This window comes from Stenotrophomonas sp. SBJS02, from assembly GCF_020428325.2.
Taxonomy (GTDB): Bacteria; Pseudomonadota; Gammaproteobacteria; order Xanthomonadales; family Xanthomonadaceae; genus Stenotrophomonas; species Stenotrophomonas africana.
The window spans coordinates 3,376,122-3,400,089 of record NZ_CP109812.1; the positions used below are offsets into that span (position 1 = coordinate 3,376,122).

Here is a 23,968-nt window from a genome sequence, read left to right on the forward strand (position 1 = left end):
ATTACAGCAGCTTGCTGGATGCGATCTGCATCGCCAGCTTCGCGATCGAGGGCTCCATCAGGTCGGTCAGCGGCTTGGGGTAGATGCCCAGGGCCAGCACGCCGGCGGCAAACACGCCCAGCACCAGCCATTCGCGACCGTTGATGTCCTTCAGTTCGGCAACGTGGCTGTTGGCCACTTCGCCGAAGAAGATGCGCTTGTACAGCCACAGGGTGTAGGCGGCGCCGATGATCAGGGTGGTGGCCGCGCCCAAGGCGATCCACGGATTACGCTGGAAGGCCGCGAGGATGACCATGAACTCGCCGACGAAACCGCTGGTGCCCGGCAGGCCGGCATTGGCCATGAAGAACAGCATGGCGAAGGTCGCAAACCAGGGCATCACGTTGACCACGCCGCCGTAATCGGCGATGCGGCGGCTGTGCATGCGGTCGTACAGCACGCCGACGCTGGAGAACATCGCGCCGGACACGAAGCCGTGCGAGATCATCTGCACCATGGCGCCCTGCAGGCCCAGGCGGGCGGCATCGGCGTTGCCGGCTTCACGCACCAGCCACAGCGCGATGAAGGTGCCGAGGGTGACGAAACCCATGTGTGCGATCGACGAATAGGCGATCAGCTTCTTCATGTCGTCCTGCACCAGGGCGACCAGGCCGACGTAGATCACGGCGATCAGCGACAGCGCGATCACCAGCCACGCCCATTCCTGCGACGCGTCCGGGACGATCGGCAGGTTGAAGCGCAGGAAGCCGTAGCCACCGATCTTCAGGGCGATGGCGGCCAGGATCACCGAACCGGCGGTCGGCGCTTCCACGTGGGCGTCCGGCAGCCAGGTGTGGACCGGGAACATCGGCACCTTGACCGCGAAGGCGATCAGGAACGCGAAGAAGATCCAGGTCTGCTCCTTGGCCGACAGCGGCAGCGCGTACAGGTCAGCCAGCTGGAAGCTGCCGCCCTTCATGTACAGGTAGATCAGTGCCACCAGCATCAGCACCGAGCCGAGGAAGGTGTACAGGAAGAACTTCAGCGCGGCGTAGATGCGGCGCGGGCCACCCCAGACACCGATGATCAGGAACATCGGGATCAGCATCGCCTCGAAGAACACGTAGAACAGCATCGCGTCCGTGGCCGAGAAGATACCGACCGTGACGCCTTCCAGGATCAGGAAGGCGGCCACGTACTGGTTGACGCGCTTGTCGATGGCGCTCCAGGCGCCGATCAGGGCAAGCACGCTGACCAGGGTGGTCAGCAGGATCAGCGCCACGGCGATGCCGTCCACGCCCAGGTTGTAGCCGATCTTGTACGCCGGGATCCAGGCATGGGTCTCGACGAACTGCAGACCGTCGATGCCCGCGTTGTAGCCGCTCAGCAGCGAGAGGCTCGCCACGAACGTCAGCACCGCTACGCCCAGGGACGCCCAGCGGGCGGTCTGCGCATCACGGATCGCAAGGATCAGGGCGCCACCGATGATCGGCAGCCAGATGAGGACACTGAGTAGAGGCCAGTTCGACACGTCTTCTTATTCCGTACAGGTCATCAACGCAGGTAATGCATCAGCACGCCCAGAAGGGCAATCAGGCCGATGATCATCGCGAAGGCGTAGTGATAGAGGAAACCGGATTGGGTACGACGCAGCACGCCGGCTGCGACGTCCACAACACGTGCCGAAAGATTGACCACGCCGTCGACGATGTTGCTGTCGATCCAGCGTGCGACCTTGCCCAGCTTGACGCTGCCACCGGCAAAGCCATCGATCCACAGCTTGTCGAAGCCGTACTTGTTTTCCAGCACCGACACCAGCGGGGCGAAGGTCTTGCGCGCCTTGCCCGACAGGTCCGGCTTCCACAGGTAGAACAGCGCAGCCAGCAGGAAGCCCGCCAGGGTCAGCCAGAACGGCGGCAGCATCATGCCGTGCAGCGCGAACGCCACCGGCCCGTGGAACTCTTCGCCCAGGAAGGCAACGGTGTTCTTGGCCGGATCGTAGAAGTCGACGATGCCGGTAAAGAACGTGTTGACCTGGCCCTTGATCGCCGCGTGGGCGTGGTGGCCAGCCCAGTCGGTGCCGTGCAGCATCGGACCAATGCTGAAGAAACCGATGGCGATCGAAGGGATGGCCAGCAGGATCAGCGGCAGGGTCACCACCCACGGGGTTTCATGCGGCTCATGCGGACCGTGGCCATGGCCGTGGTCGTCATGGGCATCGCCGTGGTGGGCATCAGCATGGTGGGCGTCAGCGGCGTGGTGATCGTCATGGCCGTGGCCGTGATCATCATGCGCGTCGCGGAAGCGCTCCTTGCCGTGGAAGGTCAGGAACAGCAGGCGGAAGCTGTAGAAGCTGGTCACCAGCACGCCACCCAGCACGGCCCAGTAGCCATAGGTGGCCACCCAGCTGTTCTGCATGTGCGCGTGGATCTCGGCGGCCTCGATGATGGTGTCCTTCGAGTAGAAGCCGGAGAAGAACGGCGTACCGACCAGTGCCAGCGTACCGATCCACATGGTGACGAAGGTGATCGGCATGTACTTGCGCAGGCCGCCCATCTTGCGCATGTCCTGCTCGTGGTGCATCGCGATGATGACCGAACCGGCACCCAGGAACAGCAGCGCCTTGAAGAAGGCGTGGGTCATCAGGTGGAACACGGCCGCCGAATAGGCCGACACACCCAGCGCCACGGTCATGTAGCCCAGCTGCGACAGCGTGGAGTACGCAACGACGCGCTTGATGTCGTTCTGCACGATGCCGATCAGGCCGGTGAAGAACGCGGTGGTGGCACCGATGAACAGGATGAAGTTCAGCGCGGTCTGCGACAGCTCGAACAGCGGCGACATGCGGGTGACCATGAAGATGCCGGCGGTCACCATCGTCGCGGCGTGGATCAGCGCCGAGATCGGGGTCGGGCCTTCCATCGAATCCGGCAGCCACACGTGCAGCGGAACCTGGGCCGACTTGCCCATGGCACCGATGAACAGGCAGATGCAGATGACGGTGGCGATCGACCAGATCACCGGCTCGTTCAGCAGCTGCATGCCCAGGATCGTGCCGTCCCAGATCTGCAGCTGGGCACGCGGGTCAGCCAGCATGCCGGCCTGCGAGAACACCTGCGAGTAGTCCAGGGTGCCGAACACCCACAACACGCCGGCGATGCCCAGCAGGAAGCCGAAGTCACCGACGCGGTTGACCAGGAACGCCTTCATGTTGGCGAAGATCGCGGTCGGGCGCTTGAACCAGAAGCCGATCAGCAGGTACGACACCAGGCCCACCGCTTCCCAGCCGAAGAACAGCTGCAGGAAGTTGTTGCTCATCACCAGGGTGAGCATCGAGAAGGTGAACAGCGAGATGTAGCTGAAGAACCGCTGGTAGCCCGGATCGTCCTGCATGTAGCCGATCGTGTAGATATGGACCAGCAGCGACACGAAGGTCACCACCACCATCATCATCGCGGTCAGCTTGTCGACCATGAAGCCGACGTGGGCCGAGTACTGGCCGACTTCGAAGAACGTGTAGATGTTCTGGTTGAACGGCTGCGCGCCGCCCCAGAGCAGCTGGTAGAGCGTGTACATCGACAGGCCGCAGGCAACCGCAACGCCGAGGATGGTGATGGTCTGCGCGCCGAAGCGCTTGACCTGGCGACCGAACAGGCCGGCGATGATGCTGCCGAACAGCGGTGCAAGCACCACTGCGATCAACAGACTCTTGGAGAGAGTGATTTCCATCTGTGGATCAGCCCTTCAACGAATCGACTTCGCCGACATTGATCGTGCGGCGGGTACGGAACAGGGTCACCAGGATCGCCAGGCCGATGGCGGCTTCCGCGGCGGCGACGGTCAGGATGAAGAACACGAACAGCTGGCCGGACGGATCGCCCAGCTGACGCGAGAACGCGACGAAATTGACGTTCACCGACAGCAGCATCAGCTCGATCGACATCAGCAGGACGATGACGTTCTTCCGGTTGAGGAAGATGCCGGCCAGGCTGATGGCGAACAGCACCGCGCCCAGCGCAAGCATGTGGCCAAGGGTAATCACGGCTGGGTCTCCTCGCCGGCGGCCGGCTTGCTGTTGCTGTGCACGACCGGTGCCTCGGCGCCCATCTTGACCATGCGCAGACGCTGGCCGGCCTTGACCATGGTCTGCTCGCCCGGGTTCTGGCTCTTCACGCCGGTACGGCGACGCAGGGTCAGCATCACGGCGGCAACCACGGCCACGGTCAGGATGACCGCAGCGAACTCGAACGGCAGCAGGTATTCGGTGAACAGCGTGCGGGCCAGCCAGGTGACGTTGGAGCTGTCGGCGGCGAGCGCGGCGGCGTTGTCGGCCGGGAACGGGGTAACCGCCCTGCCCTTCACGCCGATCAGGATCAGCATCTGCACCAGCATGGCCACCGCAACGATCAGGCCGACCGGCAGGTAGCGCACCCAACCCTCACGCATCTTGGTGGGGTCGATGTCCAGCATCATCACCACGAACAGGAACAGCACCATCACCGCGCCCACATACACCAGCACCAGTGCCACACCGAGGAACTCGGCGCCGACCAGCAGCCAGACGCAGGCGATGGAGAAGAAGGTCAGCACCAGGCAGAGCACGGCGTGAACCGGGTTGCGCACGCTGATCACCGCACCGGCCGAAACCGTTGCCGCGATGGCGAACACCCAGAAAGCGATATTTACCCAATCCATCTCTCGACCTCAGCGGTAAGCGGCATCGGCGGCGCGACGCTCGGCGATCTCGGACTCGAGACGGTCGCCCAGGGCCAGCAGCTGCGGCTTGGTAACGATGTTTTCGCCACGATTCTCGAAGTGGTACTCGAGGATGTGGGTTTCGACGATCGAGTCCACCGGGCAGCTTTCTTCGCAGAAGCCGCAGAAGATGCACTTGAACAGATCGATGTCATAGCGCGTGGTACGGCGGGTGCCGTCTTCGCGCTTGGCCGAGTCGATGGTGATGGCCAATGCAGGGCACACCGCTTCGCACAGCTTGCAGGCGATGCAGCGCTCTTCACCGTTGGGGTACCGGCGCAGGGCGTGCAGGCCACGGAAGCGCGGCGACTGCGGGAACTTCTCCATCGGGTACATCATCGTGTACTTGGGCTTGAAGCTGTACTTCAGCGTCAGCCAAAGGCCACCCAGGAGTTCGAGCAGCAGCAGGCTCTTGAAGTAATGGGTAATCCTGTTCATCACTTAGACGCCCTTTTGAATCACGCCGAAGAACACCATGACGGCGGTAACCGCGATCCACAGAATGGCCAGCGGAATGAAGACCTTCCAGCCCAGGCGCATGATCTGGTCATAGCGGAAGCGCGGGAAGCTGGCACGGAACCAGATGTAGGCACTGGCGAAGAAGAACACCTTGACGAACAGCCACGGTGCACCGCCCTTCCAGATCCAGTCGACCAGCGGCGAGATGTCGCCCGGGTTGACCCAGCCCTGGATCGGGCTCAGCCAGCCGCCAAGGAAGAAGATCGAGATCAGGAAGCTGATCAGGATCATGTTGGCGTATTCGGCCAGGAAGAACAGCGCGAACGCACCGCCGGAGTACTCGACCATGTGGCCGGCGACGATTTCCGATTCGCCTTCCACCACGTCGAACGGCGCGCGGTTGGTTTCAGCCACGCCCGACACCCAGTAGATGACGAACAGCGGGAACAGCGGCAGCAGGAACCAGTCGAAGAAACCGGAATCGCCGGCCTGCGCCATCACGATGTTGCTCAGGTTCAGGCTGCCCGACGCGATCATCACGCCCACCAGGGCGAAGCCCATCGCGATTTCGTAGCTGATCATCTGCGCCGAAGCGCGCATGGCACCCAGGAACGCGTACTTCGAGTTCGACGCCCAGCCGGCCAGGATGATGCCGTAGATGCCCAGCGAGGTCATCGCCAGCAGGTACAGCAGGCCAGCGTTGGCATTGGACAGCACAATCTGCGAATCGAAGGGCACCACCGACCAGGCCGCGAAGGCCGGCGCCAGGGTGATCAGCGGTGCCAGCAGGTAGATCGCCTTGTTGGCGCTGCTCGGCTGGACCACTTCCTTGAACAGCAGCTTGAAGACGTCGGCGAAGGCCTGGAAGATGCCCATGCCCACGTACATCGGGCCGTGGCGGACGTGCATCCAGCCGATCAGCTTGCGTTCCCAGACCACGTAGAAGGCCACCGAGATGATCACCGGAACGGTGATCACCAGGATCTTCAGGATGATCCAGATCAGCGCGCCGATGTCACCGAGGCCAAGCAGCCACTGGTGCAGCGGATCGACCGCGTTCAACAGCAATTCGTTCATGCAGCCACCACCGATACGCGAGCGGCACCCAGCGGCGCGGTCGCGCCGTGGCCCGATTCAATCCAGACCGAACCCGCAGCGACGCGGGCGTCGACCACCACCGGCAGGGTGGCCTTGCCGGCATCAGTGCCGACCTTGGCCATCTGCCCTTCCTGCAGCTGCAGGCGAGCGGCATCTTCAGCGTTCAGCACGATGCGCGGGGCGTTGTTGAGCGGATGCGACTGCAGCGCCGGCGCACGACGGACCACCGCGTCGGTGCGGTAGATCGCAGCGGTCGAAGCCACTTCCAGGCCTTCACCGGCGACCACCGGCTGCGCCGAAGCAGCGACGGTGACCGACACCGGGGCCAGGCTGGCGCGCAGGCCGGCCAGGTCGGTGAAGTCGAAACCGGCCAGCGCCATGTCGCCGCCCAGGGCGCGCAGCACGCGCCAGCCTTCACGGGCCTCGCCCGGCAGCTTGCCGCCGGCACGGGCCGACTGCTCGCGACCATCGAGGTTGGTCAGGGTGGCGTCGATTTCCGGCAGCGCACCGATCGGCAGGATCACGTCGGCGACGTCGCGGGTGGAGGCACAGGCGAACTGGCTGAAGGCCACCACCTGGGCTCCGACCAGCGCCTTGCGCGCGGCGGGAGCGTCGGCGAAGTCCAGGCCCGGCTCCAGGCCGTACACCACGTAGGCCTGGCGCGGCTGCGCCAGCATCGCGGCGACGTCCTTGCCGGCCGGCAGCACGCCGGCGCGGGCCAGGCCCACGGCGTTGGCGCCTGCGGGATGCGGCACAGCTTGGCACCGGTGGCGGCAGCGAAGTCACGCGCAGCGGCGCGGATCGCGGCAGCCTGCGGGTGGTTTTCGGCGATGCCACCAACGATCAGCACGGTGTTGTTGCCGCCCTGCACTGCCGAACGCAGCTCGGCGTTGGCCAGCGCGTCGACGAACTTCGACGGCGCGACGATCTGCTTGCCGGCGATGCTGAAGGCGAAGTCGAAGTCCACCGGGTTGACGACGTGGATCTTCGCGCCGTTGGTGGTCTGCGCCTTGCGCAGGCGGGCGTGCAGCAGCGGCAGTTCGTGGCGGATGTTGCTGCCCAGAACCACGATGCGGTCGGCGCCTTCGATCTCGGCCAGCGGCAGGCCGAACACTTCGGCGGTTGCGGCGTCGGAGAAATCGCGGTTGTTGATGCGGTGGTCGATGTTGCTCGAGCCCAGGCCCTTGGCCAGGCGGGCCAGCAGCGCGCCTTCCTCGTTCGAGGTGGACGGATGCACCAGCACGCCCAGGTTGTCGCCCTGGTTGGCCTTGAGGATCTCGGCGGCCGCGGTCAGGCCTTCGGCCCAGCTCACTTCCTTCCACTCGCCATTGACCTTGCGCAGCGGCTTGACCGCACGGTCTTCGCTGTACAGGCCCTGGTGCGAGTAGCGGTCACGGTCGGACAGCCAGCACTCGTTCACCGCTTCGTTGTCGCGCGGCACGGTACGCAGCACTTCGCCGCGACGCACGTGCAGGAACAGGTTCGAACCCATCGCGTCGTGGTAGCCCAGCGATTCGCGCGCAGTCAGCTCCCACGGGCGGGCACGGAACTGGAACACCTTGTTGGTCAGCGCGCCGACCGGGCAGACGTCGACGACGTTGCCGGACAGCTCGGTGGTCAGCGGCTTGCCGTCGAAGGTGCCGATCTGCAGGTTCTCACCGCGGTACATGCCACCCAGTTCATAGGTACCGGCAACGTCGGCGGTGAAGCGGACGCAGCGGGTGCACTGGATGCAGCGGGTCATCTCGGTGGCGACCAGCGGGCCCATGTCCTCGTCCGGCACCACACGCTTGCGCTCGTTGAAGCGGCTGACCGAACGGCCATAGCCCAGCGACACGTCCTGCAGCTCGCACTCGCCGCCCTGATCGCAGATCGGGCAGTCCAGCGGGTGGTTGATGAGCAGGAACTCCATCACCGAGCGCTGGAACTTCAGTGCCTTCTCGCTGCGGGTGGCGACCTTCATGCCATCCATCACCGGAGTGGCGCAGGCCGGCGCCGGCTTCGGCGACTTTTCCACGTCCACCAGGCACATGCGGCAGTTGGCGGCGATCGGCAGCTTCTCGTGGTAGCAGAAGCGCGGAATCGAGATACCGGCCTTGTCGGCCGCCTGGATGATCATCGAACCCTTGGGCACTACCAGGGACTTGCCATCGATTTCGATGGTCACGTGATCCGGTGGCACGTTCGGGTTTACGGGTTGCGCGCTCATGCGGCGGCTGCCTCCACCTTCTTGCCGTCAACCATCGAATGACCGTTGACGATGTAGTACTCGAATTCGTCCCAGAACTGGCGCAGGAAGCCCTGGATGGGCCATGCAGCCGCTTCACCGAACGCACAGATGGTGTGGCCTTCGATCTGGCCGGCCACCGCCTTCAGCTGGTGCAGGTCTTCCATCGTGGCCTTGCCGGCGACGATGCGCTCCAGCACGCGGTGCATCCAGCCGGTGCCTTCACGGCACGGGGTGCACTGGCCGCACGATTCCTTGTGGAAGAACTGGCTGATGCGGCAGGCGAACTTGACGCAGCAGACGCTGTCGTCGAGAACCACGATCGCACCCGAACCCAGGCCGGAGCCCAGCGCACGGATGGTGTCGTAGTCCATCGGCAGATCCTGCAGCTCGGCCGCGGTCAGCACCGGCATCGACACGCCGCCCGGGATCGCGCCCTTGAGGGTACGGCCCGGACGCAGGCCACCGGCCATTTCCAGCAGGTCGTGGAACTTGGTGCCCAGCGGCACTTCGAAGTTGCCGCCGTTCTGCACGCAGCCGGACACCGAGAAGCACTTCGGACCGCCGTTGGCGGTCAGGCTCAGGCCCTTGAACCACTCCGGACCGTTGCGGATGATCGCCGGCACCGAACCATAGGTTTCGGTGTTGTTGATCGTCGACGGCTTGCCGTACAGGCCGAAGTTGGCCGGGAACGGCGGCTTGTAGCGCGGCTGGCCCTTCTTGCCTTCCAGCGATTCCATCAGCGCGGTTTCTTCGCCGCAGATGTACGCGCCGGCGCCCAGCGCACCGTAGATGTCGATGTCCACGCCCGAGCCCATCACGTTCTTGCCCAGCCAGCCATTTGCATAGGCGTCGGCCAGGGCCTGCTCGAAGTGCTCGAACGGCTCGTGGTGGAACTCACCGCGCAGGTAGTTGTAACCCACGGTCGAACCGGTGGCGTAGCAGGCGATCGCCATGCCTTCCACCACCGAATGCGGGTTGTAGCGCAGGATGTCGCGATCCTTGCAGGTGCCCGGCTCGGATTCGTCCGAATTGCAGAGGATGTACTTCTGCATGTTGCCCTTGGGCATGAAGGACCACTTCAGGCCGGTCGGGAAGCCGGCGCCACCGCGGCCGCGCAGGCCCGAGGCCTTGACCATCTCGATGACCTGCTCCGGCGGGATCTTCTCTTCGAGGATCTTGCGCAGGGCGGCGTAGCCACCGGTCTTCAGGTAGCTTTCGTACGACCACGGAGTGTCGTAATGCAGGGTGGTGTAGACCACCTGGTGCGGCAGCGGCGCCGGGCCGACCGGACCCTTGGATTCGTGGTGATGTGCCATGCCCTTACTCCAGCCCGTCCAGCAGCTCGTCGACCTTTTCCAGGGTCAGACGCTCATGGTAGTGACCGTTGATGACCATCATCGGCGCGCCGCCACAACCGGCCAGGCACTCTTCCTCGCGCTTGAGGTAGACGCGGCCGTCCGGGGTCGATTCACCGTGCTTGATGCCCAGCTTCTTCTCGCAATGGCGGACGATGTCCTCGGCGCCATTGAGCCAGCAGCTGATGTTGGTGCAGATGGCCACGTTGTTGCGGCCCACCTTCTCGGTCTCGAACATCGAGTAGAAGCTGGCGACCTCGTAGGCCCACACCGGCGGCAGATCAAGGTACTTGGCCACGCCGGCGATCAGCTCGTCGGTCAGCCAACCCTCGTTCTGCTCCTGGGCCGCATGCAGGCCCTGCAGCACGGCAGAGCGCTTGCGGTCCGGCGGGAACTTGGACAGCCAGTGATCGATGTGAGCGCGGGTCTTGTCGCTCAGCACCACCATCGGGTCGACGTCGCGCGCCGCCTCGAAATTACCTGTCGCCTTCATCGGCCGACCTCAGCGAAATGCATAACGTGAAATTCCAGAAACTGCGGCGCCGGCTTGCGCCGGCTGCCTGCAGCGGGCGTTGGCGTGGCGAACGGCATTACCGGTCAACCTCGCCGAACACCAGGTCGTAGGTACCGATCATCGCCACCACGTCGGCCAGCATGTGGCCGCGCACGACCGAATCGATCGAGGACAGGTGGGCGAAGCCCGGTGCGCGCAGGTGCACGCGGAACGGCTTGTTGGCGCCATCGGAGACCAGGTAGCAGCCGAACTCGCCCTTGGGCGCTTCCACGGCCGCATAGGTTTCGCCGGCCGGCACGCAATAGCCTTCACTGAACAGCTTGAAGTGGTGGATCAGCGCTTCCATGTCGTCCTTCATGTCCTCGCGCTTGGGCGGAGCGACCTTGAAGTTCTTGACCATGACCGGGCCGGGGTTGGCCTTCAGCCATGCCACACACTGCTTGATGATGCGGTTGGACTCGCGCATTTCGGCAACGCGGACCAGATAGCGGTCGTAGCAGTCGCCTTCCTTGCCCAGCGGGATGTCGAAATCGACGGCGTCGTACTTGGCGTACGGGCGCTTCTTGCGCAGGTCCCAGGCAACGCCCGAGCCACGCAGCATCACGCCGGTCATGCCCCACTGGTGGGCCAGTTCCGGCGTCACCACGCCGATGCCGACGGTACGCTGCTTCCAGATACGGTTGTCGGTCAGCAGGGTTTCGTATTCGTCAACGCGACCCGGGAATTCGTTGGTGAAGTTCTCCAGGAAGTCCAGCAGCGAGCCTTCACGCGAAGCATTGAGCTGCTTCAGCGCCTTGCCCTTGTGCCAGCGCGATTCCTTGTACTTCGGCATGTGGTCCGGCAGGTCGCGGTAGACACCGCCCGGACGGTAGTACGCCGCGTGCATGCGTGCGCCGGAGACTGCTTCATAGCAGTCCATCAGCTCTTCGCGCTCGCGGAAGGCGTACAGCATCACCGCCATCGCACCCAGGTCAAGCGCGTTGGAGCCCAGCCACATCAGGTGGTTGAGGATGCGGGTGATTTCGTCGTACATGGTGCGGATGTACTGCGCACGCTCCGGCGCCTCGATGCCCATCAGGGTCTCGATCGCGCGCACGTAGGCGTGCTCGTTGCACATCATCGACACGTAATCCAGTCGATCCATATAGCCGATCGACTGGTTGAACGGCTTGGACTCCGCCAGCTTTTCGGTACCACGGTGCAGCAGACCCACGTGCGGGTCGGCGCGCATGATGGTTTCGCCGTCCATTTCCAGGATCAGGCGCAGCACACCGTGAGCGGCCGGATGCTGCGGGCCGAAGTTCATGGTGTAGTTGCGGATTTCCTGCCGGCTTTCGGCTGCGTTGCTGGCGAATGCTTCGCCGGCCTGGTGTACGTGGCTCACTTCACTGCCTCCTGCGCGCGCTCACCTTCTGCGGTCTGCAGACGGGCGTCATCGCGGATCACGCGCGGCACGCCGACACGCGGCTCCACCGAGGTGACCGGTTCGTAGATCACGCGCTTCTTTTCTTCGTCGTAGCGGACTTCGACATTGCCGATCAGCGGGAAGTCCTTGCGGAACGGATGGCCGACGAAACCGTAGTCGGTCAGGATCCGGCGCAGGTCCGGGTGGCCTTCGAAGATCACGCCGTACAGGTCGAACGCTTCGCGCTCGAACCAGTTCAGGCCCGGCCAGATGCTGGTCAGCGAGGACACCACCGGCAGCGCTTCGTCAGGAGCGAAGCAGCGCAGGTGCATCATCAGGTTGTGCTGGTACGAACGCAGCTGGGCAACCACGGCGAAGCGCTGGGTCGGCATGTGCTGCGGGCGGGCACCGTCGGCACCGTTTTCCTCGGTGGGAAACTCGCCCCACGCGAAGCGGCCCTGGGCCTTGCCTTCGACGCCACGGCTGAAGCCCTGCGAGGACACGTCGGCGGTGTCCCATTCGTCGGAGCCATAACCAAGGTAGTCGACGCCGCAGAGATCCACGGCCTGCTCGAAACCAAACTCGTCACGCAGCGCCAGGGCGGTGGCGTGCCACTCGGCGGCAGGCACTTCCAGCGTCACTTCGCCGCGGGGTTCGACCACGATGACCTTCGCACCTGCGAAACGTGCGGAGAGTCGGTCGATGAAGGATGCTTGCTCTGCCATGGGGGCTTGGCGCGCTCTTGTCAGGTGAAGGGGTCAGCGGGCGATGGTCTGTGTACGCCAGATCTTCTTCTGCAGCTGCAGGATCCCGTACACCAGCGCCTCGGCGGTCGGCGGGCAGCCCGGGACGTAGACGTCCACCGGCACCACGCGATCACAGCCGCGCACCACAGAATAGGAGTAGTGGTAGTAACCACCGCCATTGGCGCAGCTGCCCATGGAGATCACCCACTTGGGGTCGGGCATCTGGTCGTAGACCTTGCGCAGCGCCGGGGCCATCTTGTTGACCAGGGTGCCGGCCACGATCATCACGTCGGACTGACGCGGCGACGGGCGGAACACCACGCCGTAGCGGTCAAGGTCCAGGCGCGCGGCACCGGCGTGCATCATCTCGACCGCGCAGCAGGCCAGACCGAAGGTCATCGGCCACATCGAGCCGGTGCGCGCCCAGTTCAGCAGTGCATCGACGCTGGTGGTGACGAAGCCCTTTTCCAGCAGCGGGTTGTCGCCTTCCGGCCGCAGGATGTCATCAACCCGGCCTTCCGGCGTGGGGTTGTTCATGAGGCCATCGAGAGTCTGAATCACTCCCATTCCAGCGCTCCCTTCTTCCAGACGTAAATGAAACCGAGGAACAGCATGCCGACGAACAGGCCCATGGTGATGAGCGAACGGGCACCCAGCTCCATGAAGACCTGGGTCCACGGCACGATGAAGATGATTTCCAGGTCGAAGACGATGAACTGGATCGCGATCAGGTAATAGCGCACGTCGAACTTCATGCGCGCGTCTTCGAAGGCCTCGAAGCCGCACTCGTACGGCGACAGCTTTTCCAGATCGGGGCGGCGGGGACCGAGGAATCGACCAACCAGCATCAGCGTAATGCCGATACCGGTGGCAACGATCAGAAACAGCAGAGACGGCAAATATTCGGCCAGCACAGCGATTCTCTCTTGCCTCTGCCGCTGCGCCTGCAGGCGCTTTGGCATGGGGGAGTGGACGGGAATCTGCCTGGCGCCTTGCGCGCCAGACGAACCCGCTTTACTTACAAATGGTGCCCAAGAGGGGACTCGAACCCCTACGACTTGCGTCGCTACCACCTCAAGGTAGTGCGTCTACCAATTCCGCCACCTGGGCAAACGATCACATCAGACTATCTTCCCGATGCGCCGCGTATTGTAACCGGCTTCAGTCTTTCCGGGAGCCTTCCGAAGGCTTTTCTTCACCAGAAACCGAAGATTCCGCCTTAGCCGGCACATTCGCGGCCGAAACCGGGGCGACCGGGACCGCATCGGCCTTCGGAACGGCCGGCAGTTCGCCCGCCGGGGCCGCCGGAGCAGTCGCCGCCGGGGCTGACATCAGACCCAGATCCTGGTCGGCCGCCGGACGGGTGCCGTGACCGGCATACCAGGCCATGAAGAGGCTGATGCCGAAGAACACGACAGCCAGCCACTTGGTCGACTTGGACAGGAAGTTCGAGGCGCCGCGCGCACCGAACACCGTGCCCGAGGCACCGGCACCAAAGCCCGAACCCGCCGCCGCACCCGAGCCACGCTGCATCAGGATCAGCGCGATCATGGCCACAGCGACCAGCACGTAGACGACATTGAGGATCAACATCAGCATTGGAAACCGCCCTCGGACAAAACTTCTAGGATTAGTTCGCGGCCGCCGCCCGTGCGATGGCCAGGAAGTCCGCGGCCACCAGGGAGGCGCCGCCGACCAGCCCACCATCGACATCCGGCTGCGCGAACAGTTCCCCGGCATTGTCGGGCTTCACGCTACCGCCGTAAACAATGGGCAGTGAATCAGCGATTCTAGCATCGATACGCGCGACTTCGCCACGGATGAACGCGTGCACCTGCTGTGCCTGCTCCTTTGTAGCGGTACGGCCGGTACCGATGGCCCAGACCGGCTCGTAGGCGACCACGGCCTTGGCGAAGCCGGCTGCACCGACCCGCTCCAGCACCGGCGCCAGCTGGCTGGCGATGACCGCTTCGGTCTGCCCGGCCTCGCGCTGTTCCAGGGTCTCGCCCACGCACAGCACCGGCACCAGACCGGCGTGCTGGGCGGCGGCGAACTTGCGCGCGACCAGTTCACTGCTTTCATGGTGGTACTGGCGGCGCTCGGAATGGCCGACCAGGCCATAGCGGGCCCCGACCTCGACCAGCATGGCCGCGCAGACCTCGCCGGTATAGGCACCCTTCTCGTTGCTGCTTACGTCCTGCGCGCCAAAGGCCAGGCCGGTCTCGCCGAAGTCCTCGACCAGCTCACCCAGGTACGGCAGCGGCGGCAGGATCACCACGTCCACGCCGTCCAGCGGCAGCCCAGCGGCGACCTGCCCCAGCAGTTCATTGGCGAATTGACGGCTGCCATGCAGCTTCCAGTTTCCGGCGACGATCTTGCGGCGCATGAGCGGGTGGCTCCTGTGTGAAGTCAGCCGGTCATGATACCTGTTGCGGCAAAAATCCGTTTCCTTGTAAGCGGTTACATGGATTTTCAGCCAACGGCGCAGCCCCTCGTGGCGGGGGTCGGGGCTGGGTTGGTCGCGGAGAGCCCGGCTAGATCTGGGGCTTGGCCGGGCGGGTGGGACTGCGCAGGGGGCGCTGCAAGTACGTCCATGTAAGCTCGATCGCCGCATCCATGCGGCTCACGCCCCTGCGCAGCCCCACCCGCCCGGCCTCTGACACAGTCCGGCGGTTCCGCCCGCCACGGAAAGAAAAAAGAAGATCAGAAGCAGAAGCCGGTCCCCTACCCTCCCTCGATACCTGACAGATCTCATCCACGCATGGCGTGAAATCGTGTCGACCAAGGTCGACACCTACCGGAGATCGCGATTTACCCACCGTCACCGGGAAACTGTCGAAGGCGGGGAGGTGTCGGATGGCGGGGTGTCCGCGGCATGGATGCCGCGGCCAAGCCCCCAGGGATGGGTTTACGGCGCCCCCGCCATCCGACACCTCCCCGCCTCTCCACGGAACACCCCAGAGCCGCTTTGGCTTTGGCTTTGGCTTCGGCCTCTGCGGGTGCAGGGTGCAACCCTGCAAAGAAAAAGGCCGCCTTTCGGCGGCCTTCTCACTCATTACTTCAGCTTGATCTCGCGCAGGCGTTCCTCGAGGAAGCCGTGGGCGGTGATCGGCTCCGGATACCGGCTCGGGTTCTCCGGGGTGATGCAGGACGGCAGCACGTCGATCAGGAAGTCCGGGTTCGGGTGCAGGAAGAACGGCACCGAGTAGCGCGGTTGGCGCGCCAGTTCACCCGGAGGATTGACGACGCGATGGATCGTCGACGGATACACGTGGTTGGTCAGGCGCTGCAGCATGTCGCCGATGTTGACCACGATCGTGTCCGCGTCTGACGTAAACGGCACCCACTCGCCTTCATGCGACTGCACTTCGAGGCCCGCGGCACTGGCGCCGACCAGCAGAGTGATGAAGTTGATATCGCCATGGGCACCGGCACGCACGTTCGGGATGTCGTCGGTGGTGATCGGCGGGTAGTGGATCGGGCGCAGGATCGAATTGCCGAAGTTGGTCTTGTCGGCGAAGAAGTCCTGCGGCAGGCCGATGTGCAGGGCCAGCGCCGACAGCACGCGCGAACCCAGGTTGTCCAGCGCCTGGTACAGCCCGTAACCGCGCTCACGGAAGCCCTCGATCTCGGTCGGCCACAGGTTCGGCGCCATCACCTCGCGGTACTTGGAGTCATCGGCGATTTCACGGCCGATGTGCCAGAACTCCTTCAGGTCGAAATGCTTGGAGCCCTTGGCGGTCTCCACCCCGAACGGGGTGTAGCCGCGGGCGCCGCCGCTGCCGGCCACGTGGTACTTGCGCTTGACCTCTTCCGGCAGGGCGAAGAAGGCCTTGAAGGCATCGTAGGCCGCGTCGATGTCGGCCTGCGGGATGCCGTGGTTGCGGATGCCCGCGAATCCCCATTGGCGGTAGGCCGCGCCCAGCTCGGCCACGAAGGCCTCGCGGTCGCTGTCGAAACGGGTGATGTCGAGGGTGGGGATCTGGCTCACAGCGGTTCCTGGCTTGTCGTTGGGTCTGGGGGGCCTGCGCATTCATGGCCCGCCTGAACATTGTGACAGATCGTCCGGCGAACGCGACTCGATGCAACGAAACAAACCGATACAATGCGCGACCCGCGCACATTTAACGAATCCTTACGTTGCTGCCGCGCCGCCCTTCCGCGCCGTCTCAACCCGCCCGCATCATGCCCATAGCTCCAGCCCCCATCGCCACCTCCCCCGCAGGCCCTGCCCGCCTCTGGCGCAGGCTCGCATGGTGGTCGCTGTTCGTCATGGGCAATGTACTTCTGGCGACGATGATCACCCTCGGCAACGTGCCGCTGCGTGACAACCCGGGCGGCAGCCAGGGCCTGGCCTATCTGGCAGTCGCCCTGCCCGGCCACCTGCTCGCCTTCGGTGCACTGGCCGGTGTTCTGCCGCTGCTGCTGGGCCTGTGGCAGCGCAGTGCGCGCACGCTGAGCATCAGCGCGGTGTTGCTGCAGGGCCTGTGGCTCTGCCTGCTGCTGGTCGATGCCAAGATCTTCACCCTGTATCGCTTCCACCTCAATGCCATGGTCGTGAACATGGTGTTCGGCGGCGCGCTGCAGGACCAGGTCGCGTTGTCGTGGAAGACCTGGGTGCAGGTCGGCCTGCTGGTCGCGGCGATCTTCACTGCCGAAGGCATCCTGGCCTGGGCCTGCTGGAAACTGCTGCCTGCCGCGCCGCGCCGGCACCGGGTACTGCAGGCCTGGACGGCGGCCGTCCTGCTGATGGCCGGCGGCCAGGTGGCCACCGCCTACTACGACGCGCGCGGCGACCGTGACGTGATCGCCCAGTGGAACTACCTGCCCTGGGCGCAGCCGATCACCGCCAAGAGCTTCATGCGCAAGCTGGGCGTGGTCAGCGAGCAGCAGGTCGGCCTGCCCGATCCTCGCCATGCGCAGCTGCTGTATCCGCTGCAGCCGCTGCGCTGCCAGAGTCCGCAACGGCCCAACGTGCTGATGGTGGTGCTGGAATCACTGCGCCACGACGCCCTCACCCCGCAGATCATGCCGAACACCTCGGCGCTGGCGGCTTCCGCTCGTGTCTACGACCGCCATTTCAGCACCGGCAACGCCACCCGCTATGGCCTGTTCGGCCTGCTCTACGGCCTGCCGGGCGGCTACTGGCAAAGCATGCTTGACGAGCAGCGCGGCTCGCAGCTGTTCAAGGTACTGGGCCAGCAGGGTTACGACCTGCATCTGTACGGCAGTGCGCCGATGTACAGCCCCGAATTCGACCGCACTGCGTTCGCCGATGTTCGCGACCAGCTGCACCAGGGGCCTGCCCAGCTGGGTTCTGAAGGACGCGACCGCAGCATCGTCGACGCGCTGCGGAAAGACATCCGGACCAGCCAGGCCGCGCACAGGCCGTGGTTCGGCTTCGTCTTCCTCGATTCTACCCATGCGCCCTACCACATGCCCCCGGGTTACCCGCCGCTGGCGACCCCGATGGCCAGTGAAATCGACTTCCTGAAGTTCGGCCCGGGCCACGACCCGACCCCGGAACGGAACAGGTATCGGACCGCCGTGCACTACGCCGACAGCCTGGTCGGCACGCTGCTGGACGACCTGCGCGCTCAGGGCCTGGACCAGGACACGATCGTGCTGGTCACCGGCGACCATGCCGAGGAATTCAACGACCTCAAGCTGAACTACTGGGGCCACAACGGCAACTTCTCCGACTACCAGCTGCAGGTGCCGTTCGTCCTGCACTGGCCTGGCAAGGGCAATGCCCATGAAACGCGCGTCAGTTCGCACGAGGACTGGGTGCCTACCCTGATGCGCCACGCACTGGGCTGCGAGAACGCGCTGACCGATTTCAGTACCGGCCAGGACCTGCTGGCCGAACCTGCGGGCGAGCGCGCGCTGGTGGTGGAAAGCTGGTCGCAACGCGCCGTCCGCCACGGCAACGCCATCTACGTGTTCGACAAGTTCGGCAACGCGACCTCGCTGGACCTGCACTATCGCCCACTGCCGCAGCAGGCCCCGGATGCCGCCGCCGTCCGTACCGCATGGGAAGCGCTGACCCGCTTCCGCAACCGCTGACCCTCAAGGATCGATCCTGCATGAACCGTCCGCTGCGCATCCTGCACACCGAAGCCGCCAAGGGAATGGGTGGGCAGGAGATCTACATCTTCCGCCACATGCAGGTGATGCGCGCGCGCGGCCACGAGGTGGCGCTGCTGTGCCAGCCCGAAGCGCGATTGGCCCAGCTGGCACGCGATGATGGTTTCACCGTGCATACCCTGCGCATGGGTGGCCTGCTGCGCCTGTTGCGCGGCATCTGGTCGGTCTCGCGCCTGGTGCGCCGCGAACGCTATGACGTGGTCAACACCACCAGCCGCCGTGACGCGCTGATCGCCGCCGCCGGCGCACGCTTGGGCGGCACGCCGCTGGTGGTGCGCTCGCGCCACCTGATGAGCCCGGTCAACTCGCTGCTGACCTATACCGGCCTGCCGCACCGGGTGCTGACCGTCAGCAGCTTCGTCAAGCAGTTGCTGGCCGAGCGCGGCATTCCGGCCGAATACATCGGCATCGTACCGCCCATCGCGGTCCCGCCGCGCTGGAGCGAGATCCGCAAGGACGATCCCTGGCAAGGCCTGCAGGAGGTGCGCGCGGAAGTGCGCGCCGAGCTTGGCTTCGGCGAACAGGACATCGTGGTCGGTTGCGTGGCGGTGCTGCGCGAACCCAAGGGCCATGCCGACCTGCTGCAGGCGATGGTGCCGCTGTGCAAGACGCACCCGAACCTGCACCTGGTGGTGGTCGGCGATGGCCAGCCGGTCATGGATCGGCTGCAGGCGCTGCGCGACGAGCACGGACTGCAGCAGCAGGTCCATCTGCTCGGCTACCGCGATGGCGCATGCCGGCTTATGGCCGGCTTCGACATCTTCGCGCTGGCTTCGCACAAGGAAGCGGCCGGTACCGTCTTCCTGGAGGCCGCCTATGTCGGGGTGCCGATCGTGGCCACACGCGTAGGCGGCGTGCCGGAGATGGTGGTGGATGGCAGCAATGCGATCCTCACCCGGCTGGGCGACAATGCTGCCCTGACAGGCGCCCTGCGCCTGCTGGTGGACGATCCGGAACGGCGGCGGCAGATGGGCCGCGCCGGCTGGGACTGGATGCGCAGCGCGCACCGGTTCACTCCCGACGGCCACGGTGAGACCACCGAACACTATTACCACCAGTGGCTGAAGGAGCTGGGACATGGCTGATGCCCGAACCGTACCGGTGCTGATGCACCACCACGTCAGTCCGTCGCCGGGCATGATCACCGTGTCGCCGGAGAATTTCGAGAGCCAGATCGCATGGTTGGCCGGCAACGGCTGGACCTCGCTGACACTGGACCAGTACGCCGCTTTCCTGGCCGGCAAGCCGGTGCCGCGCAAGTCGATCGTGATCACCTTCGACGATGGCTACCTGGACAACTGGGTGTATGCGCACCCGATCCTGCAGAAGTACGGCATGCACGCGGTGGTGTTCGTGGTCACCGGCTGGATGGGCGAAGGCCCGGAGCGGCCCCACGCCGGGCTTGCCGGGGCAACGTTGCCTGCCACGCCGGACCATCGCGGCTGCGAAGCGGCGATCTACGAGCAGAACCGCAGCGACGACGTGATGATGCGCTGGAGTGAAGCGCGCGCGGCCATCGCCGCCGGCACCTTCGAAGTGCATTGCCACACCCATACCCACACCCGTTGGCTGCGCCGCAACGACCTGGACCGCGCACAGCGCCGTGCCGGCCTGAGCCACGATCTGGCAGTCTCACGCGAAGTCCTGCAGGACAAGCTCGGCGAGGTGTCCGATACGCTGTGCTGGCCCTACGGCGATTTCGACCAGGACCACATCGAGGTGGCACGCGAGCACGGCTTCCGCTACCTGCACACCACCCACCCGTTCGGCCGCAACGTGGTGGGCGGCGATCCGGAACGCATCTACCGCTTCGCGATCCGCAACCGCCCGGCGAGCTGGTTGCGCAAGCGCATAGCCCAGAGCTACAACCCCCTGATCGCGCCACTGTTCAATGGTTTCAAGGCGCGCCAGAAGAAGATGGTACCGGGGCCGTAGGCACGACCAGGCCCGGCCCGCAGAAAGAAAACGCCCCGGAATTCCGGGGCGTTTTTTTTGCACCGACGGGCAGGCGCTTCAACTGGCGGCTTCGCGCACCGCAGCGGACAGGCGGTCCAGCGTATCCTGCATCAGCGTTGCATCATCGGCCTCGACCGTGACCCGCACCACCGGCTCGGTACCGGACGGGCGCAGGAACGCACGGCCACGGCCGGCCACCGACTGCTGCGCGACAGCCAGCGCGGCCTGCACGCTGTCGGCCTGCACCGTGGCCTTGGCCGAGACATTGCCCAGCCGCACGTTGACCGTCTTCTGCGGCACCCGCACCAGTCCCTTCAGTGCCTGGCGCAGGGTCTGCCCGCTGTTGCGCAGCGCCACCAGCACCTGCAGGGCACTGACGATGCCGTCGCCGGTGGTGGCCCGGTCCAGGCACAGCAGATGGCCGGAGGCTTCACCGCCGAGCACCCCGCCGCCTTCGATCAGCGCCTGGTGCACGTAACGATCGCCGACATTGCTGCGCACGAACGGAATCTGCAGGTCGGCAAATGCCTTCTCGACGCCGTAGTTGCTCATCAGCGTGCCGACCACCGGGCCGCGCAGGCGGCCTTCGTCCTTCCATGCGCGGGCCAGGATGTACAGCAGGTCATCGCCGTCGACCGGGTTGCCCTGGTCATCAGCCATCAACACGCGGTCACCATCGCCATCGAAGGCGATGCCCAGATCGGCCCGGGTCTCGCGGACCTTGGCCGCCAGGTTGTCGATATGGGTGGACCCCACGCCGGCATTGATGTTGACGCCGTTGGGCTCGGCACCAATGCCGATCACCTCGGCGCCCAGTTCGCGGAACAGCAGCGGTGCGATCTGGTAGGTGGCACCGTGCGCGCAATCCAGCACCAGGCGCACGCCACGCAGGTCGAACGCGCGCGGCACGCTGGCCTTGCAGAACTCGATGTAACGTCCCACCGCTTCACGCGCGCGCGATGCCTTGCCCAGCTTCTCCGATTCGGCGGTGGTGAACGGGACGTCCAGCGCCGCTTCCAGGGCCAGCTCGGTCGCATCATCGAGCTTCTCGCCCTGGGCGGAGAAGAACTTGATGCCGTTGTCGTAGTGCGGGTTGTGCGAGGCACTGATGACGATGCCGGCATCCACACCGAGCGTACGGGTCAGGAATGCCACCGCCGGGGTCGGCATCGGGCCCAGCAGTTGCACGTCGGCACCGGCGGCGACCAGGCCGGCTTCCAGTGCCGCTTCGAACATGTAACCGGAAATGCGGGTGTCCTTGCCGATCACCACGATCGGCCGGCGCCCGTCCTGGCCGCGCTGGGCGACCAGGACACGGCCCAGGGCGTTGCCCAGGCGCAGCACGAAATCGGCCGAGATCACGCCCTGGCCGACCCGCCCACGGATGCCATCAGTACCGAAGTACTTGCGGCCTCCCATCAAGCCACCTCCGGCGCCGGCTGACGGCCCAGCATCGCCAGCAGATCGGACAGGCGATCGCGCATTTCGCGGCGGTCGCAGATCTGGTCGATGGCACCGTGCTCCAGCAGGAACTCCGAGCGCTGGAAGCCTTCCGGCAGCTTCTCGCGCACGGTCTGCTCGATCACGCGCGGGCCGGCGAAGCCGATCAGCGCCTGCGGCTCGGCGATGTTGATGTCGCCCAGCATCGCGAAGGAGGCCGACACGCCACCGGTGGTCGGATGGGTCAGCACCGAGATATACGGCAGGCCGGCTTCGCGCAGCTTGCCCAGCGCAGCCGAGGTCTTGGCCATCTGCATCAGCGAGAACAGGCCTTCCTGCATGCGGGCGCCTCCGCTCTGCGAGAAGCACACATAGGGCGCACCGATCTCGACCGCGGTTTCCGCAGCCAGTGCGAAACGCTCGCCGACCACCGAGCCCATCGAGCCGCCCATGAAGGCGAAGTCGAACGACGATGCCACCAGCGCACGGCCCTTGAGCAGGCCTCGCATGGCAATCAGCGCGTCATACTCGCCGGTGTTCTTCTGCGCGATCTTGATGCGCTCGCTGTACTTCTTCTGGTCCTTGAACTTGAGCAGGTCGGTCGGGCCCAGGCGCGCACCGATCTCGGTGGTGCTGTCGGCGTCGAACAAGGCGGCCAGGCGCGCACGCGCACGGATCGCCATGTGATGGCCGCACTTCGGGCAGACTTCCAGGTTCTCTTCCAGTTCCGGACGGTACAACGCGCTGCCGCAGTTGCTGCACTTTTCCCACAGGCCCTCGGGGACACTGCGCTTCTTGCTGGGGGTGTTGTCGGTGCGGATGCCGGACGGCATCAACTTGCTGAGCCAACTCATGCGGGAGGACACTTCCGTTCAGGGCGGCCCAGGGGCCGCAAAGGCGGACAGTCTAGCTCCGCTTTCGCCGCCCGTGCACCCCCTTGCCAGCCGCAGGGCAGCCGGAAAAAACCATGCTGGGACGTACGTTTAGGTGCGGGGAAGTGCCGGCCGCTGGCCAGCAGCCCCTGCGCGCAGGCGGGTATGGAGGAGGATGCCGGCCAGCGGCCGGCAGTCCTGTTACGCGTCCAGCGCCTGCCGCAGCGGAGCCAGGAAGGTTCGAGCGCGCTGCGCGGCCTCTTCAGCCGAGCCCGCTTCGGCCAGCGCCGCCACCAGCGCGCTGCCCACCACCACGCCGTCGGCCTGGCGGGCCATGGCTGCGGCACTGTCGGCATCCTTGATGCCGAAGCCCGCCACCACCGGCACTGAAGCACGCGCGCGCAACGCCTGCAGGCGGGCACTGGCCGCATCGCTGTCCAGGCGCTCGGACGCGCCGGTGACACCGGCAAAGCTGACGTAGTAGAGGTAGCCACGGGCCAGCGCCAGGAGCTTGTCGGCACGTGCTTCGCTGGTGGTCGGTGACGCCAGCAGGACCAGCGCCAGCCCCGCCGCATCGAATGCCTGCAGCGCCTCGCCCGCTTCTTCCGGCGGCAGGTCGACCAGCAGCACGCCGTCCACGCCGGCGTCGACGGCGGCCTTGGCGAAGGCCGCGTAACCGTGGATCTCCACCGGGTTCAGGTAGCCCATCAGTACCACCGGCGTCTGCGCATCACGCTCGCGGAACTGCGCCACGGCCTGCAGCACATAGCGGCCGCCGGCCCCGCGTGCCAGCGCGCGCTCGGAGCTGCGCTGGATGGTCGGTCCATCGGCCATCGGGTCGGAGAACGGAACGCCCAGTTCGATCACGTCGGCACCGGCATCGACCAGCGCGTGCATGACCGGCACGGTGGCCTCCAGTGAGGGATCACCGGCGGTAATGAAGGGAATCAGCGCCTTGCGCTGCTGCTCGCGCAGTCGCTGGAAACAGGCATCGAGTCGGGATACGGACATT

General features: G+C 65.3%; 21 protein-coding genes, 1 tRNA gene and 1 pseudogene. 3 read left to right on the forward strand and 20 right to left on the reverse strand.

Features of this window, described 5'->3' with window-relative positions; translation table 11 throughout:
- Position 1: 1 nt before the first annotated feature.
- From FQS62_RS15745 to FQS62_RS15825, 17 genes and pseudogenes are all read right to left on the reverse strand, one after another.
- A complete protein-coding gene (locus tag FQS62_RS15745; RefSeq protein WP_049443681.1) occupies positions 2–1,510 on the reverse strand; it encodes an NADH-quinone oxidoreductase subunit M in 1,509 nt (502 codons plus the stop codon).
- A gap of 23 nt (positions 1,511–1,533) precedes the next feature.
- Complete coding sequence (gene nuoL, locus FQS62_RS15750; RefSeq protein WP_099588571.1) at positions 1,534–3,708, reverse strand: NADH-quinone oxidoreductase subunit L; 2,175 nt, start codon at positions 3,706–3,708, stop codon at positions 1,534–1,536.
- 7 nt (positions 3,709–3,715) lie between these two features.
- Complete coding sequence (gene nuoK, locus FQS62_RS15755; protein ID WP_006381125.1) at positions 3,716–4,021, reverse strand: NADH-quinone oxidoreductase subunit NuoK; 306 nt, start codon at positions 4,019–4,021, stop codon at positions 3,716–3,718.
- Complete coding sequence (locus tag FQS62_RS15760; protein WP_049437083.1) at positions 4,018–4,674, reverse strand: NADH-quinone oxidoreductase subunit J; 657 nt, start codon at positions 4,672–4,674, stop codon at positions 4,018–4,020. The genes nuoK and FQS62_RS15760 overlap by 4 nt, the downstream gene beginning before the upstream one ends.
- A 9-nt stretch (positions 4,675–4,683) precedes the next feature.
- Complete coding sequence (nuoI, locus tag FQS62_RS15765) at positions 4,684–5,172, reverse strand: NADH-quinone oxidoreductase subunit NuoI (RefSeq protein ID WP_006381128.1); 489 nt, start codon at positions 5,170–5,172, stop codon at positions 4,684–4,686.
- Positions 5,173–5,175: 3 nt separating this feature from the next.
- Positions 5,176–6,270 carry an NADH-quinone oxidoreductase subunit NuoH gene (gene nuoH, locus FQS62_RS15770; RefSeq protein ID WP_049443685.1) on the reverse strand — a complete coding sequence of 365 codons (1,095 nt, stop codon included), beginning with the start codon at positions 6,268–6,270 and terminating at the stop codon, positions 5,176–5,178.
- A pseudogene (gene nuoG, locus FQS62_RS15775) lies at positions 6,267–8,500 on the reverse strand (NADH-quinone oxidoreductase subunit NuoG). Before nuoG ends, nuoH begins: the two are co-directional and overlap by 4 nt.
- A complete protein-coding gene (gene nuoF, locus FQS62_RS15780; protein ID WP_006381131.1) occupies positions 8,497–9,837 on the reverse strand; it encodes an NADH-quinone oxidoreductase subunit NuoF in 1,341 nt (446 codons plus the stop codon). The pseudogene nuoG and the gene nuoF overlap by 4 nt, the downstream one beginning before the upstream one ends.
- Positions 9,838–9,841: 4 nt before the next feature.
- Positions 9,842–10,369: an NADH-quinone oxidoreductase subunit NuoE gene (gene nuoE / locus FQS62_RS15785; RefSeq protein ID WP_006381132.1), complete on the reverse strand. Its 528-nt coding sequence runs from the start codon at positions 10,367–10,369 to the stop codon at positions 9,842–9,844.
- A 97-nt stretch (positions 10,370–10,466) separates the two neighbouring features.
- On the reverse strand, positions 10,467–11,774 hold the full coding sequence (locus FQS62_RS15790; RefSeq protein ID WP_088480176.1) for an NADH-quinone oxidoreductase subunit D: 1,308 nt from the start codon (positions 11,772–11,774) through the stop codon (positions 10,467–10,469).
- Entirely contained in the window at positions 11,771–12,520 is a 750-nt protein-coding gene (locus FQS62_RS15795; RefSeq protein ID WP_010486428.1) for an NADH-quinone oxidoreductase subunit C, read from the reverse strand. Before FQS62_RS15795 ends, FQS62_RS15790 begins: the two co-directional genes overlap by 4 nt.
- Positions 12,521–12,553: 33 nt before the next feature.
- Positions 12,554–13,108, reverse strand: coding sequence for a NuoB/complex I 20 kDa subunit family protein (locus FQS62_RS15800; protein ID WP_005410463.1), 555 nt, complete (start codon positions 13,106–13,108; stop codon positions 12,554–12,556).
- Positions 13,099–13,455 (reverse strand): NADH-quinone oxidoreductase subunit A, encoded by a 357-nt coding sequence (locus FQS62_RS15805; RefSeq protein WP_008265012.1) that lies wholly within the window; start codon positions 13,453–13,455, stop codon positions 13,099–13,101. Before FQS62_RS15805 ends, FQS62_RS15800 begins: the two co-directional genes overlap by 10 nt.
- Before the next feature lie 111 nt (positions 13,456–13,566).
- A tRNA-Leu gene (locus FQS62_RS15810) sits at positions 13,567–13,651 on the reverse strand.
- A 51-nt stretch (positions 13,652–13,702) separates the two neighbouring features.
- Positions 13,703–14,140, reverse strand: coding sequence for a preprotein translocase subunit SecG (secG, locus tag FQS62_RS15815; RefSeq protein ID WP_208042989.1), 438 nt, complete (start codon positions 14,138–14,140; stop codon positions 13,703–13,705).
- A gap of 31 nt (positions 14,141–14,171) precedes the next feature.
- Complete coding sequence (tpiA, locus tag FQS62_RS15820; RefSeq protein WP_057499468.1) at positions 14,172–14,927, reverse strand: triose-phosphate isomerase; 756 nt, start codon at positions 14,925–14,927, stop codon at positions 14,172–14,174.
- 669 nt (positions 14,928–15,596) lie between these two features.
- The gene (locus FQS62_RS15825) at positions 15,597–16,574 is read right to left on the reverse strand and encodes an isopenicillin N synthase family dioxygenase (protein WP_049447680.1); all 978 of its coding nucleotides are present in this window, start codon (positions 16,572–16,574) and stop codon (positions 15,597–15,599) included.
- A 152-nt stretch (positions 16,575–16,726) separates the two neighbouring features.
- Between FQS62_RS15825 and FQS62_RS15830 the strand changes: the two genes are divergently transcribed.
- From FQS62_RS15830 to FQS62_RS15840, 3 genes are read left to right on the forward strand one after another with little or no spacing between them, the layout of a single operon-like run.
- On the forward strand, positions 16,727–18,607 hold the full coding sequence (locus FQS62_RS15830) for a DUF3413 domain-containing protein (protein WP_208043861.1): 1,881 nt from the start codon (positions 16,727–16,729) through the stop codon (positions 18,605–18,607).
- A 20-nt stretch (positions 18,608–18,627) separates the two neighbouring features.
- On the forward strand, positions 18,628–19,773 hold the full coding sequence (locus tag FQS62_RS15835) for a glycosyltransferase family 4 protein (RefSeq protein WP_049447682.1): 1,146 nt from the start codon (positions 18,628–18,630) through the stop codon (positions 19,771–19,773).
- Complete coding sequence (locus tag FQS62_RS15840; RefSeq protein ID WP_099588655.1) at positions 19,766–20,623, forward strand: polysaccharide deacetylase family protein; 858 nt, start codon at positions 19,766–19,768, stop codon at positions 20,621–20,623. The genes FQS62_RS15835 and FQS62_RS15840 overlap by 8 nt, the downstream gene beginning before the upstream one ends.
- Positions 20,624–20,701: 78 nt before the next feature.
- On the opposite strand, the gene glmM is transcribed toward FQS62_RS15840, so the two are convergent.
- The 3 genes from glmM to trpA form a co-directional block, all read right to left on the reverse strand.
- Positions 20,702–22,063, reverse strand: coding sequence for a phosphoglucosamine mutase (glmM, locus tag FQS62_RS15845; protein WP_057501246.1), 1,362 nt, complete (start codon positions 22,061–22,063; stop codon positions 20,702–20,704).
- Entirely contained in the window at positions 22,063–22,938 is an 876-nt protein-coding gene (gene accD, locus FQS62_RS15850) for an acetyl-CoA carboxylase, carboxyltransferase subunit beta (protein ID WP_005410473.1), read from the reverse strand. The genes glmM and accD overlap by 1 nt, the downstream gene beginning before the upstream one ends.
- A 219-nt stretch (positions 22,939–23,157) precedes the next feature.
- Positions 23,158–23,967, reverse strand: coding sequence for a tryptophan synthase subunit alpha (gene trpA, locus FQS62_RS15855; RefSeq protein WP_057501245.1), 810 nt, complete (start codon positions 23,965–23,967; stop codon positions 23,158–23,160).
- Between the last annotated feature and the right edge of the window lies 1 nt (position 23,968).

Excerpts from the sequence above, each read along its gene's own strand:
- nuoL (WP_099588571.1), bottom strand. The coding sequence starts at position 3,708 with ATGGAAATCACTCTCTCCAAGAGTCTGTTGATCGCAGTGGTGCTTGCA.
- FQS62_RS15760 (WP_049437083.1), bottom strand. The coding sequence starts at position 4,674 with ATGGATTGGGTAAATATCGCTTTCTGGGTGTTCGCCATCGCGGCAACG.
- nuoI (WP_006381128.1), bottom strand. The coding sequence starts at position 5,172 with ATGAACAGGATTACCCATTACTTCAAGAGCCTGCTGCTGCTCGAACTC.
- nuoH (WP_049443685.1), bottom strand. The coding sequence starts at position 6,270 with ATGAACGAATTGCTGTTGAACGCGGTCGATCCGCTGCACCAGTGGCTG.
- nuoF (WP_006381131.1), bottom strand. The coding sequence starts at position 9,837 with ATGGCACATCACCACGAATCCAAGGGTCCGGTCGGCCCGGCGCCGCTG.
- nuoE (WP_006381132.1), bottom strand. The coding sequence starts at position 10,369 with ATGAAGGCGACAGGTAATTTCGAGGCGGCGCGCGACGTCGACCCGATG.
- FQS62_RS15795 (WP_010486428.1), bottom strand. The coding sequence starts at position 12,520 with ATGGCAGAGCAAGCATCCTTCATCGACCGACTCTCCGCACGTTTCGCA.
- FQS62_RS15800 (WP_005410463.1), bottom strand. The coding sequence starts at position 13,108 with ATGGGAGTGATTCAGACTCTCGATGGCCTCATGAACAACCCCACGCCG.
- secG (WP_208042989.1), bottom strand. The coding sequence starts at position 14,140 with ATGCTGATGTTGATCCTCAATGTCGTCTACGTGCTGGTCGCTGTGGCC.
- tpiA (WP_057499468.1), bottom strand. The coding sequence starts at position 14,927 with ATGCGCCGCAAGATCGTCGCCGGAAACTGGAAGCTGCATGGCAGCCGT.
- FQS62_RS15825 (WP_049447680.1), bottom strand. The coding sequence starts at position 16,574 with ATGCGCAGGCCCCCCAGACCCAACGACAAGCCAGGAACCGCTGTGAGC.
- FQS62_RS15830 (WP_208043861.1), top strand. The coding sequence starts at position 16,727 with ATGCCCATAGCTCCAGCCCCCATCGCCACCTCCCCCGCAGGCCCTGCC.
- FQS62_RS15835 (WP_049447682.1), top strand. The coding sequence starts at position 18,628 with ATGAACCGTCCGCTGCGCATCCTGCACACCGAAGCCGCCAAGGGAATG.
- FQS62_RS15840 (WP_099588655.1), top strand. The coding sequence starts at position 19,766 with ATGGCTGATGCCCGAACCGTACCGGTGCTGATGCACCACCACGTCAGT.
- glmM (WP_057501246.1), bottom strand. The coding sequence starts at position 22,063 with ATGGGAGGCCGCAAGTACTTCGGTACTGATGGCATCCGTGGGCGGGTC.
- accD (WP_005410473.1), bottom strand. The coding sequence starts at position 22,938 with ATGAGTTGGCTCAGCAAGTTGATGCCGTCCGGCATCCGCACCGACAAC.
- trpA (WP_057501245.1), bottom strand. The coding sequence starts at position 23,967 with ATGTCCGTATCCCGACTCGATGCCTGTTTCCAGCGACTGCGCGAGCAG.